Here is a 12,665-nt window from a genome sequence, read left to right on the forward strand (position 1 = left end):
GCACGGCCTTGTCGCCGAGCTCCGCCGCGCCCGGCTCGCCGCGCACCGCGGTGACCACGGCGGCCGGCGTGGCGTCGACCCCGTCGGTGGCGAACCGTCGCCGCACCCGCTCGGCGACACCGGCCGAATCGGGCCCGGCACCGCGCGGCCCGCCCGAGGCGGGTCCACGAAGGGCGTGCCGGCCGGCGGAGGCGGACCCGACGGCGGACCCGACGGCGCCCGGGATGAACGGCGTCGCGGTCATGCCGCGACCCCGGCCCGCTCGTCCGTCGTGAGCTGCCTCAGCAGTCGTTTGCACAGCTCCGCGAGCGGCCCGCGCCCGTCCGCGGCCGGCGCGTCGCCCTTCTCCAGCGCCCGGCACACCGCGGCCTCCGGGCGCAGGGATCCGGCCAGCGGCAGCCCGATGGACCGGGCCACCTCGCGTGCCTTGAGCTTGCCCGGTGCGGGTCCGCGCACCACCACGGCCAGATTCGGGCAGTGCAGGCCCGCAACCGCGGCGACCCGGGCGGCCGCCGCGGTGGCCCGCAGCTCGGCCGGCACGATCAGGATCGCGCGGTCGGCCGCCTCCAGCGCCAGCGCCGCGGCGTCGTCAAGCTGGCGCGGCAGGTCCGCGATGATCACGTCACGACCGCGGCGCGCGGCGTCCAGGGTCGCGGCCATCGCCTCGCCGGGGACCGCCAGCACCTCGTCGCGGGCGAACGACAGCAGCACCAGGTCTCCCCGGTGCGGCAGCGCCGTGAGCAGCGCCGGCGGATCGACCCGGCCGCCCGCGCCCGCGAGCGCGGGCCAGCGCAGGCCGTCGACGCCCTCCCAGCCCAGCACCAGGTCGAGGCCGCCGCCGACCGGGTCGGCGTCGACCAGCAGCGTGCGGTGGCCGGTACGCACCGCCGTCACCGCGAGGGCGCCCGCCAGAATGCTCGCGCCGGCGCCGCCCCGGCCGCCGATCACGGCGAGGATCCGGCCGGGTGGTGCCGCGTCCGGGCGCTCGGCGAAGCGGTCGACGAGCCAGGGCTCGGCGGCCGGCAGCGCGGCGACGTGTTCGGCGCCCAGGCTCTCGGCCACCTCCCACGCGGTCTCCACCCCCGGGGTGTGGCCGACGATGACCATTCGCGGTCGGCGTGGGAGGCGGGCACGCAGGCAGGCCGCCGCCTGGTCCACCCCGATCATCACCAGCGGGGCCGCCGCGAAACGGGCGCGCGCCGCCACCGGGTCCGGGGCGACGTCGACCTCGGTGCCGCCCGCCGCGGCCAGGCGCAGCAGGTCGTCGAGGAGGTCCGGGTCGGCGGTGACGACGAGCGGCAGGCGCGGTCCGGTGCGGACGGAAGTGCGGGCTGACATCGCGGCTCCACGGGTACGGCGGGTGGTTGGACACCCACCGTTCCGTTCCGCCGCGGCCCGGCTCAACCGGCAGCCGCCCGCCTGTGGATAACTTCCCTACCTATGGATAACTCCCACCCCGCCGGCTGATCTGCTATCGGCAGCCGCCGGCGCCGGCGGGCTCGGCATCGGCCCTGACCAGGAGAAATGCGTCACAGGGGGCCGGAAATGGGGAACGACCCCCGACGGGGGAGCCGGGGGCCGTCCTGAGATTCGGCTCCGGGGGGGTCGAGCCGAATCGGACTCGGTGATCGCGGGGGGCGCAACCACCGAGAATCCTTGCGGGATGTTGCGGCAGAAGCCGACAACATGAATCCCTGTCGCAACATAAGCATGCCTCAGTACCGGCTTACCGTCGAGTACCCAGGGTGACCGTCTCTCCTCCGGTCTCACTTCCGTGACCACTCACCGCGTCTCCGGGACCGCTGTGATGCGTCTTGCGACTACACTTTCGGCCCGTGGGCCAGAGTGCCGCGTTCTTCGACCTCGACAAGACCGTCATAGCCAAGTCCAGCGCGCTGGCCTTCGGACGGCCTTTCTACCGCGATGGGCTGATCAGCCGCCGCGACGTCGTGAAATCCGCCTACGCCCAGCTGATGTTCCGGCTCGGCGGCACCGACGAGCAGACCATGGCGCGCACCCGCGACTACCTCGCCGCGCTCTGCAAGGGCTGGAAGGTCGAGCAGGTCCAGCAGATCGTCGCCGAGACCCTCGAAGAGCTGATCAACCCGTACGTGTACGCGGAGGCCGCCGTCCTCATCGGCGAGCACCAGGCGGCGGGCCGCGACGTGGTGCTGGTCTCGGCATCGGGCGACGAGATGGTGCGCCCGATCGGCGCCCAGCTCGGAGTCGACGACGTGATCGCGACCCGGATGGGCATCGTCGACGGGCGCTTCAGCGGCGAGGTGGAGTTCTACGCGGCCGGCCCGAGCAAGGTCGACGGCGTCCGCGAGATGGCCGTCAAGCGCGACTACGACCTAGCGCAGTGTTACGCCTATTCGGACTCGAGCAGTGACCTTCCGCTGCTGGAGGCGGTCGGCCGTCCGAGCGTGGTCAACCCGGACCGGGCGCTGCGCCGGGTGGCGCTGGAACGCTCGTGGCCGGTGCTGGAGTTCCGTCATCCCATACCCCTGGGCCGCAGGCTGCGGGAACGCCCGGCGGTGCCGGTCGCCGCGGCCGCGATCGGTGTCGGGGTCGGCGTGGCGATCGGCCTGGCCATCTACGGCCGGCACCGCCGCACCCGCGCGGCGCTGGCGTAAGGGTCGCGCGGCGGCGGAGAGCCGACCGTGAATACCCCGTGCGCTAAGCGTCTGACAGATGACGGTAAGTAACCTTTTCCCGCTGGAACCCTGGCGATCAAGGGCTGACCGGCGTAGAAAGAACTGGCGGACCTCAGAGCAGGTTCCGTGCACGGCCACCGGGAACCCACGCGCGATCAGCCACGGCAGGCACGTTGCGGCGGCACCTCATCAGGACTGTCGACAACGACCCAGGTGCACGCTTGATAACCCGGTAGGACGTGCGAAGTGGCGGCGCCTCCTCGGAGGCGCCGCCCTCATTTCCGGCCGGGTCAGGCCGGGGCCGCGTCCCGGTGCCGGCTGCGAAGCTCCTGGTAGACCTCGCGGAACAGGTGCGGCCGGGAGTGGAAGTCCACGCCCTGCGCCCACAGTTCCGTGTTGACCGTCGTCCCGTCGTGGCGCTCGATCAGGACCGTCATCCCGCCCTCGATCTCCCAGCGGCCGATCCGGTGGGTGTGCCGGTGCAGCCGGACCTGCGCGACGTCGGTCCAGCGCAGCGTCCGCGACCGGAGCAGCCCGCGGATCCGCACCCCGCCCGGCCCGACGTAGACACCCATCTCGCAGATCCGCCAGCCGCACACCACCCAGCCGGCCGCGATGACGCCGGCGACTATGCGCACGACCGGGCCGGCCAGCCCGAACTGCTCCACGGTCGACCAGCCGAACAGGGCTAGCGCGACGGCCTCCCAGCCGATCACGAGCCAGCGGCCGGTGCCGGGTGTGTACGGGCGGATCCACTCGTCTCCCACCAGGCGAGTATGCCTACGGAGCGTGGGACCGAACGGACGTTTCGGGCGACAATACAGATGGGGGGCAACCGGGTGCGGGCTACGCGGGGGCCAGCACCGCGTCGCCGATCTCCGCGATCTCGTCGGCGCCCGCCGAGACGGCCGCCGCGTAGTGCCGCAGCCAGGACCGCACGCCGTCCGGGGTACCCGTGGCGTAGGCACCCGCCGAGCCCACGTACTCCGGCTCGCGGGCCAGGTGTCCGGCCTCGACGCCGACGAGGCCCCGCGGGTCGAAGCCGCGCCCGATGAGCGTGAGCCGCGCGGCCGCCCGCGCGACGATCCCGGCGGGGCCGGCGAACGGCCGCAGAGTGATCAACTCGGCGTGCACGATCGCGGCGAGCAGCATCGGCGGGGTCCGATCGTTTCCGGCCACGAGCGCGGCCAGCGCGTCGATGCGGTCCGCCCCGCTCTCCAGCCGCCCGAGCGCCGCGGCGGGCACCACGCCGTTGGCCGCGAGCAGGTGCAGCCGGGCGAGAACCTGGCGCGGCGCGCGGGGCCAGAGGTCCACCAGGGCGCCGAGGCCCTCGGCGACCCGCAGGGCGCCCTGCAGGACGGGGTCGGTGACCGTCCCGGCGCGCACCTCCTCCAGGTCGTGGCGGTGGTCCTCGAGGGCCGCGCTGGCGACGGAGGCGCGCAGGCTGACCTCGGCGGCGACCTGGCCGCCCTTGCGGCGCAGCGAGCGATGCCGCAGCGCGGCGTCGACGCGCTCCCGGGCGGCGGTGAAGGCGGGCTCGACGTCGGCGAGCGCGAGCAGCGGGGCGAGCGGATCCGGAGTCACCGGGCAACGGTAGCCGGAAAAACACCTGGGACTCGGGATGCGCAAAGCAGCTCAGAAGTGGCAGTATTCGCGCAGCACCGATCATGGTTTGCGCGCCGACCGCCATTCGGCGCGGCCAGACGGCGCTACAGCCTGCACCTCTCGCCGGGCGTACCCGGCAGAACTAATGTTCACACGAAGCGACCGTTCACGGCAGAGGAGCCGCCCTCATGAGCGAGACACTGGAGAACCTCTACTCGGAGACGCGGACGTTCCCGCCGCCGGCTGACCTTGCCGCGAGCGCCAACGTCAAGGCGGACGCGTATGACGAGGCCGACGCGGATCGGCTGCGGTTCTGGGAGAAGCAGGCCGGACGGCTCAGCTGGGCCAAGCAGTGGGACCAGGTGCTGGACTGGTCCAACGCCCCGTTCGCCAAGTGGTTCGTCGGCGGCGAGCTCAACATCGCCTACAACTGCGTCGACCGGCACGTCGAGGCCGGCAACGGCGACAAGGTCGCGATCCACTGGGAGGGCGAGCCCGGCGACAGCCGCACGATCACGTACGCGGACCTGCTGAAGAGCGTGTCCCAGGCGGCGAACACGCTCACCGAGCTCGGTGTGACCGCGGGCGACCGGGTCGCGATCTACCTGCCGATGATCCCGGAGGCCGCGGTCGCGATGCTGGCCTGCGCCCGGATCGGCGCGCTGCACAGCGTGGTCTTCGGCGGCTTCTCCGTCGACGCGCTCGCCACCCGCATCCAGGACGCCGACGCCAAGCTGGTCATCACGGCCGACGGCGGCTACCGGCGCGGCAAGCCGTCCGCGCTCAAGCCGACCGTCGACGAGGCCGTCGCGCAGTGCCCGAGCATCGAGCACGTGCTGGTCGTCCGGCGTACCGGGGAGGAAGTGGCCTGGGGGGAGAAGGACCTGTGGTGGCACGAGACCGTCGAGCGGGCCGACGGCCGGCACGAGGCGCGGGCCTTCGACGCCGAGCACCCGCTCTTCATCCTCTACACCTCGGGCACGACCGGTAAGCCCAAGGGCATCCTGCACACCACCGGCGGCTACCTGACCCAGGTGTCCTACACGTTCAACGCGGTCTTCGACATCAAGCCGGAGAGCGACGTCTACTGGTGCACCGCCGACATCGGCTGGGTCACCGGGCACTCCTACATCGTCTACGGCCCGCTCTCCAACGGCGCCACCCAGGTCATGTACGAGGGCACCCCGGACACTCCCCACAAGGGACGGTTCTGGGAGATCATCGACAAGTACCGGGTCAGCATCCTCTACACCGCGCCCACCCTCATCCGCACGATGATGAAGTGGGGCGACGACATCCCGGCCAAGCACGACCTGTCGTCGCTGCGGCTGCTCGGCAGCGTCGGCGAGCCGATCAATCCCGAGGCCTGGATGTGGTACCGCGAGCACGTCGGCCGCGACACCTGCCCCGTCGTGGACACCTGGTGGCAGACCGAGACCGGCGCCATGATGATCTCGCCGCTGCCCGGCGTGACGGCGTCGAAGCCCGGCTCGGCGATGACCCCGCTGCCCGGCGTGTCCGCGGACGTGGTGAACGACGAGGCGCAGTCGGTGCCGAACGGCGGCGGCGGGTTCCTGGTGCTGCGCGAGCCGTGGCCGTCGATGCTGCGCACGATCTGGGGTGACGACCAGCGCTTCATCGACACGTACTGGTCGCGCTTCGGCAAGGGCGCCGGCGTGGGCGACGAGTGGATCTACTTCGCCGGCGACGGCGCCAAGAAGGACGACGACGGCGCGCTCTGGCTGCTCGGCCGGGTCGACGACGTCATGCTGATCTCGGGCCACAACATCTCCACCACCGAGGTGGAGTCGGCGCTGGTGTCGCACCCGTCGGTGGCCGAGGCGGCGGTGGTGGGCGCGACCGACCCGACGACCGGTCAGGCGATCGTGGCGTTCACAATTCCGCGCGGAAATGTGGACGCCTCCGGCGACCGGGGCGAGCAGTTGATCCAGGACCTGCGCAACCACGTGGCCAAGAAGCTGGGCCCGATCGCGAAGCCGCGCCAGATCATGCTGGTGGCCGAGCTGCCCAAGACCCGGTCCGGAAAGATCATGCGGCGCCTGCTCAAGGACGTTGCCGAGCACCGGTCGCTGGGCGACGTCACGACGCTGCAGGACTCCGCCGTGATGGACCTGATCTCCTCGGGCATGCAGGAGAGCAAGTCCGAAGACTGAGATAATTATCTATTAACGGCGGCAGACCTGGGATCGTAGGGTCTGCCGCCGTTTCAAGGCTACGGCCCAATTTCTGGCATATGCCGGAGCTTGCATTATGGAAAAACCATAACGGGTCTCTATCGCTCATCAATGTCGCCAACCCCTTCCGGGACATCGGTGCGTTTGCATACGTTCACGTGAGCCTCGAATCCGAGGCCGATTGCCGCCGTCCGCTGCACCCAGCGTGCGGTCACGTCAACGGAGGTACACGTAGTGCGTAAGGTGGTCGCAGGACTACTGGGCGCCGCGATTGTCACCAGCGTCGGGGTCATGGCCCCGGTCGGTGCCAATGCAGCCCCACCGGTCGATCCCGCCCCCGTCGCCGGTGCCAACTCGGCGCCGGTCGACGATCTGCCGAACCCGCTCGAGGACAAGCGCCGCTCGCTGCGCGAGGCCGCAGTTGCGGACGTCGTCAGCGGCAAGGCCAAAGCGGTGACGAAGAACGGCAGCACGGTCGTCAAGGTCGGCCGCACCCAGGGCTCGGGCGTGACCAACCGGTCCATGCCCAAGGCCGGCAAGGACCAGTACGTCGAGGTAAGCCGCGAGCGGACCGACCGGATCTTCGTGATCCTGGCCCAGTTCGGCAACGAACGGCACCCGAGCTATCCCGACGTGGACAGCAACCCGGCGATCCCCGGACCGACCACCTTCGAGGGTCCGCTGCACAACAAGATCCCGGCGCCGAACCGCGCGGTCGACAACTCGACCGTCTGGCAGCCGGACTACTCGCCCGCCTTCTACCGCAAGCAGTACTTCGGCGAGGGCAACGGCGTCGAGTCGGTCAAGACCTACTTCGAGAGCCAGTCGTCCGGCCGCTACTCGGTCGACGGCGAGGTCACCGACTGGGTCAAGGTCAACTACAACGAGGCCCGTTACGGCCGCGACCTCTGCGGCAGCAACGTCTGCAACAACACCTGGGCACTGGTGCGCGACGCCGCCAACAAGTGGGTCGCCGACCAGCAGGCCGCCGGCCGCAGCGACGCCGACATCGCCGCCGACATGAAGTCGTTCGACCAGTACGACCGCTACGACTTCGACGGCGACGGCAACTTCAACGAGCCCGACGGCTACATCGACCACTTCCAGATCGTGCACGCCGGTGGCGACGCGGCCGACGGTGACCCGCAGCAGGGCGAGGACGCCATCTGGAGCCACCGCTGGTACGCCTACGGCACCGACCAGGGCCGCACCGGCCCGTCGGGCAACCTGCTCGGCGGCACCCAGATCGGCAACACCGGCATCTGGATCGGCGACTACACCATCCAGCCGGAGAACGGCGGCCTGAGCGTCTTCGTTCACGAGTACACGCACGACCTCGGCCTGCCGGACGACTACGACACCTCCGGTGGCGGCGACAACAACAACGAGCACTGGACGCTGATGGCGCAGAGCCGCCTCAGCGCCAAGGACGACCAGGGCATCGGCACCCGCCCGGGCGACCTCGGTGCCTGGAACAAGCTGCAGCTCGGCTGGTTCGACTACGAGACCGTCGTGGCCGGTCAGTCCAAGACGCTCAACCTCGGTCCGCAGGAATACAACACCGCGAAGGCACAGGGTGCGGTCGTGGTCCTGCCCGACAAGGAGGTCACGACCGATCTCGGCGCGCCCTACGCGGGTGCCGGTCAGTTCTTCTCCGGTAATGCGGACGACCTGAACAACTCGATGAGCAAGAGCATCGACCTGACCGGCAAGACCACCGCGGCGGTCACGCTCAAGGGCCGTTACGACATCGAGGCCGACTACGACTACCTGTACTTCGAGGCCTCGGACGACAACGGCGCGACCTGGAGCCGGCTGGACGGGACGCTCAACGGCGCCGCGTTCCCGAAGGACGCCAGCGGAACGCCGGCGCTGACCGGCAGCACCGCCGGCGCCTGGTCCGACATCGCGGTCCCGCTGAACGCGTACGCGGGCAAGAAGATCACCTTCCGCCTGCACTACCTGACGGACGGTGGCGTCTCCGAGGGCGGCTTCTTCGGCGACGACGTGACCATCACCGCGGACGGCGCGACCGTGCTGGCCGACGGCGCCGAGGGGGCCACCACCTGGACCCTCAGCGGGTTCTCGATCGTCGGCGCCACCTCGACCGCGACGTTCGACAACTTCTACATCGCGGGCCACCGCAGCTACGTCTCGTACGACAAGTACCTGAAGACGGGCCCGTACTTCTTCGGCTACCTGCCGGCGAAGCCCGACTACGTCGACCACTACGCGTACCAGGAGGGTCTGCTGATCTCCTACTGGGACACCTCGCAGGTCGACAACAACACCAACGTCCACCCGGGTACGGGCCGCAACCTGTACATCGACAGCCGGCCGGCGCCGTTCTACAACATCGAGGGCCTGCCGTGGCGCGCCCGCATCCAGGTGTACGACGCGCCGTTCAGCCTGAAGAAGGCCGACTCGTTCACGCTGCACATCAACGGTAAGGCCAGCTACATCCGGGGCCAGGCCGCGCAGCCGCTGTTCGACGACACCAAGAAGTACTTCTACACCGAACTGCCGAACCAGGGCGTCAAGCTCCCGGCCGTCGGCGTGAAGATCAAGGTTGTCGACGTGAACGGCACCTCCCTCAAGGTCAAGATCAGCTGATCCACCGCACCGCACAGCGGCGCCCGGGAAGTCACTTCCCGGGCGCCGCCTCGCGTTGGGAACCGCCCGCACCCGGAAGACGTCGGAGGGTAATGGCCAAGAACCGCGCCCTGATCGTCGTCCTGGTGACCACGCTGCTCGCCGGTTGCGCCCAACCGGCCGAGCCGGGCCGGGCTCCGCTGCCTACGCAGCCGCGGGCGACCGCGCCGCCGAGCGAGCCGACCGATTCGTTCCAGCAGAACGATCTGATCGTCGGCACGGTCAACCGCGGCGGTTCCGGCCCCTGCTACGGCCTGATCACCGACGACGGCAGGCAATTCGCCCTCTACGAGAATCGGGGCCGCGAATTGGTCAAGGGCACCCGGATCCAGGTGCGCGCCGAGCCCTCACTGCTGCGGATCGACTGCGGAACGGGCGAACTCTTCCAGGTGACGGCCCTGGACGTGCTGAACTGACCCTTTGTCCATCAACGCAGAGTCACTTCGCGTAAAGATCTACTTTCAATTACCACAGGCACTTCCATACATCGGAGTGTTTGCATACCTTCACGTGAGCCCCGAATCGCGGGGCCGTTTACCGCCGTTCCGCTGCACACAGCGAACGGTCACGTCAACGGAGGTACGTAGTGCGCAAAGTAGTCGTGGGACTACTCGGCGCCGCTATGGTCACCAGCGTCGGGATCATGCTCCCGGCTGCGGCGATCGCGGCGCCCCCGGTGGATCCGGCTCCGGCCCAGGCCAGCAAGAAGACCCCGGTTGACGACCTCCCGAACCCGTTCGAGGACAAGCGTCGCGAGCTGCGCCAGGAGGCCGTCAACGGCATCCTGAAGGGCACCGTCAAGACCCAGAAGCGCGGCGGCAGCACCGTTGCGAAGATCGGCCGGACCCACGGTGGTGGCGAGACCCACCGCAAGGTCGGCCGGTCCGGCCAGGACCAGTTCGTCGAGCTCGGCCGCGAGCGGACCGACCGGATCTTCGTGATCCTGGCCGAGTTCGGCAACGACCGGCACCCGGACTACCCGGACGTCGACAGCGACCCGGCCACGGCCGGTCCGACCACGTTCGAGGGCCCGCTGCACAACAAGATCCCGTCACCGGCCCGCAGCACCGACAACACCACCGTGTGGCAGGCCAACTACGACGCGGACCACTACCGCAAGCTGTACTTCGGCAAGGGCAAGGGCGCCGAGTCGCTCAAGACCTACTACGAGACCCAGTCGTCCGGGCGCTACAGCGTCGACGGCGAGGTCTCCGACTGGGTGAAGGTCAAGTACAACGAGGCCCGTTACGGTCGCGACTGCGACGTGCACGGCGTCTGCACCGACACCAACATGTGGGCGCTCGTCACCGACGCCGCCAACAAGTGGGTCGCCGACCAGAAGGCCTCCGGTCGCACCGACGCCCAGGTCAAGGCCGACATGGCGAGCTTCGACGTCTGGGACCGTTACGACTTCGACGGCGACGGCAACTTCAACGAGCCCGACGGCTACATCGACCACTTCCAGATCGTCCACGCCGGCGGCGACCAGTCCGACGGCGACCCGCAGCAGGGCGAGGACGCCATCTGGGCGCACCGCTGGTACGCGTACAACACCTCGGCCGGCATCACCGGCCCCGCCACGAACAAGGCGGGTGGCACGCAGATCGGCAACACGGGCATCTGGATCGGTGACTACACCGTGCAGCCCGAGAACGGCGGCCTGAGCGTCTTCGCTCACGAGTACGGCCACGACCTCGGCCTGCCGGACGACTACGACACCTCCGGCGGCACGAACAACAACAGCGAGTTCTGGACCCTGATGGCGCAGAGCCGTCTCTCCGGCGCCGGCGAGCCCCTCGGCACGCGCCCGGGAGACATCGGCGCCTGGAACAAGCTCCAGCTCGGCTGGCTCGACTACGAGACCGTGGTCGCGGGTCAGAAGAAGACCCTCGAGCTCGGCCCGCAGGAGTACAACAGCAAGAAGGCGCAGGCCGCGGTCGTGGTCCTGCCGGACAAGGAGGTCACCACCGACCTCGGCGCGCCGTTCGCCGGTGCGAGCCAGTACTTCTCCGGCAACGACGACAACCTCAACACCACGCTGACCAAGTCGGTCGACCTGACCGGGGCCACCTCGGCGTCGCTCGACCTCAAGGGCCGCTACAACATCGAAGAGGGTTACGACTACCTCTACTTCGAGGCCTCCACGGACGGCACCAACTGGACCGCGCTCAACGGCACGGTCGACGGTGTCCCGCTGGGCGTCGACGGCGCGGTGCCGCCGCGTCCGGCCCTCGGCGGCGACAGCGGTGGCGCCTGGAAGAACATCAGCCTCCCGCTGACCGCGTACGCCGGCAAGACGGTGCAGGTCCGCCTGCACTACATCACCGACGGTGGCTTCTCCGCCGGCGGCTTCTTCGGTGACGACCTGACCGTCACGGTCAACGGCACCGCGGGCGCCGTCGACGGTGCCGAGGGCATCCCGACCTGGACCGCCGCCGGCTTCAGCGTCGAGGGTTCCGCGATCACCGCCGATTACGACAACTTCTACATCGCGGGCAACCGCACCTACACCTCGTACGACAGGTACCTGAAGACGGGCCCGTACAACTTCGGCTGGGCCACCACCAAGCCGGACTGGGTCGAGCACTTCTCGTACCAACAGGGCCTGCTGATCTCGTACAACGACACGTCGGTCGCTGACAACAACGTCAACGTGCACCCCGGCTCCGGTCGTAACCTGATCATCGACAGCCACCCGGCACCGCTCTACAACCTCGAGGGCGCCGCGTGGCGTTCGCGGATCCAGCTTTACGACGCGCCGTTCGGCACGCAGAAGGCGGACTCGTTCACGCTGCACCTCAACGGCAAGGCCAGCTACATCCGCGGCCAGGCCGGGCAGTCGACGTTCGACGACACCAAGAAGTACTTCTACGACGAGATCCCGTGGGCCGGCGTCAAGCTGCCGGCCGTCGGCGTCAAGATCAAGGTCGTGAACCAGAAGGGCACCTCCCTGAAGGTCAAGTTCTCCTGACCGACCCGCACCACAGCGACGCCCGGGAGCCTCGGCCCCCGGGCGTCGCCCCTTTCCGGCGCCCGCGGGAACCCGCGGCCGCGAAACCGGGTCTCACTCACGGAGGTGCGTCATGATCGCTTTTTCCCGTACGGCCGCAGCGACGTTCCTGGCCCTGGGCCTGCTCACGGCGTGTTCCGAGCCTGAGGTGGCTCCAGGCACCTCCGTGCCGGTCCAGCCCAGCCAGGCCCCGTCGCTCAGCGTCCCCCCGGCGGCCTCGCACACGGCCCGGATTCCGAGCGAACCCGAAGGCACGGTGCCCACCGGCACGCCGCCGTCCAGGCCCGCCGGGATCCCCAAGACGCCGACGGACATCGTGCACACCGCCGGGCTGGTCGAGGGCACCGTCACCCGCGGCGGGACCGGGCCCTGCTACGGGCTGGTCACGTTCGACGGGGTCGCGTACGCGATGTATTCGGACTCCGGCGTCAAACTGATCGAGGGTGACCACATCCGGGCCCGCCTCACCCCCGCGAAGCTGCGCATCTTCTGTGGCGAGGGCATCGCGGTAAGCATGGGCGCCGTCCAGCATTTCCCCTAACCCGT

Annotated in this window: 9 protein-coding genes and 1 pseudogene; 6 read left to right on the forward strand and 4 right to left on the reverse strand. The window is 69.7% G+C overall.

The genetic code is table 11. From position 1 onward, the window contains the following. Both AB0F10_RS23230 and ssd read right to left on the reverse strand, forming a co-directional pair. A pseudogene (locus AB0F10_RS23230) lies at window positions 1–244 on the reverse strand (hypothetical protein); the annotation flags it as partial. Further along, window positions 241–1,338, reverse strand: a complete 1,098-nt coding sequence (gene ssd, locus AB0F10_RS23235) for a septum site-determining protein Ssd (RefSeq protein WP_360628569.1) — start codon at window positions 1,336–1,338, stop codon at window positions 241–243. The pseudogene AB0F10_RS23230 and the gene ssd, both read right to left, overlap by 4 nt. A 497-nt stretch (window positions 1,339–1,835) precedes the next feature. On the opposite strand from ssd, the gene AB0F10_RS23240 reads away from it, so the two are divergent. Next, the gene (locus AB0F10_RS23240; RefSeq protein ID WP_360628572.1) at window positions 1,836–2,636 is read left to right on the forward strand and encodes an HAD-IB family hydrolase; all 801 of its coding nucleotides are present in this window, start codon (window positions 1,836–1,838) and stop codon (window positions 2,634–2,636) included. A gap of 311 nt (window positions 2,637–2,947) precedes the next feature. Here the strand turns inward: AB0F10_RS23240 and AB0F10_RS23245 are convergent, their stop codons facing one another. Both AB0F10_RS23245 and AB0F10_RS23250 read right to left on the reverse strand, forming a co-directional pair. Then, on the reverse strand, window positions 2,948–3,424 hold the full coding sequence (locus AB0F10_RS23245; RefSeq protein WP_360628575.1) for a PH domain-containing protein: 477 nt from the start codon (window positions 3,422–3,424) through the stop codon (window positions 2,948–2,950). A gap of 79 nt (window positions 3,425–3,503) precedes the next feature. Next, window positions 3,504–4,241 carry an oxidoreductase gene (locus AB0F10_RS23250; RefSeq protein WP_360628578.1) on the reverse strand — a complete coding sequence of 246 codons (738 nt, stop codon included), beginning with the start codon at window positions 4,239–4,241 and terminating at the stop codon, window positions 3,504–3,506. 209 nt (window positions 4,242–4,450) lie between these two features. Between AB0F10_RS23250 and acs the strand changes: the two genes are divergently transcribed. From acs to AB0F10_RS23275, 5 genes are all read left to right on the forward strand, one after another. Continuing rightward, window positions 4,451–6,436, forward strand: coding sequence for an acetate--CoA ligase (acs, locus tag AB0F10_RS23255; protein ID WP_360628581.1), 1,986 nt, complete (start codon window positions 4,451–4,453; stop codon window positions 6,434–6,436). Window positions 6,437–6,748: 312 nt separating this feature from the next. Continuing rightward, on the forward strand, window positions 6,749–9,070 hold the full coding sequence (locus AB0F10_RS23260; RefSeq protein WP_360628647.1) for an immune inhibitor A domain-containing protein: 2,322 nt from the start codon (window positions 6,749–6,751) through the stop codon (window positions 9,068–9,070). A gap of 92 nt (window positions 9,071–9,162) precedes the next feature. After that, entirely contained in the window at window positions 9,163–9,525 is a 363-nt protein-coding gene (locus AB0F10_RS23265; RefSeq protein ID WP_360628584.1) for a hypothetical protein, read from the forward strand. Between the two features lie 170 nt (window positions 9,526–9,695). Further along, window positions 9,696–12,080 carry an immune inhibitor A domain-containing protein gene (locus AB0F10_RS23270; RefSeq protein ID WP_360628587.1) on the forward strand — a complete coding sequence of 795 codons (2,385 nt, stop codon included), beginning with the start codon at window positions 9,696–9,698 and terminating at the stop codon, window positions 12,078–12,080. 112 nt (window positions 12,081–12,192) lie between these two features. Next, window positions 12,193–12,660 (forward strand): hypothetical protein, encoded by a 468-nt coding sequence (locus AB0F10_RS23275; RefSeq protein WP_360628590.1) that lies wholly within the window; start codon window positions 12,193–12,195, stop codon window positions 12,658–12,660. Window positions 12,661–12,665: the final 5 nt, after the last annotated feature.

Origin of the sequence: Actinoplanes sp. NPDC026623 (genome assembly GCF_040638275.1) — a bacterium.
In the GTDB taxonomy this organism is placed as follows: Bacteria; Actinomycetota; Actinomycetes; order Mycobacteriales; family Micromonosporaceae; genus Actinoplanes.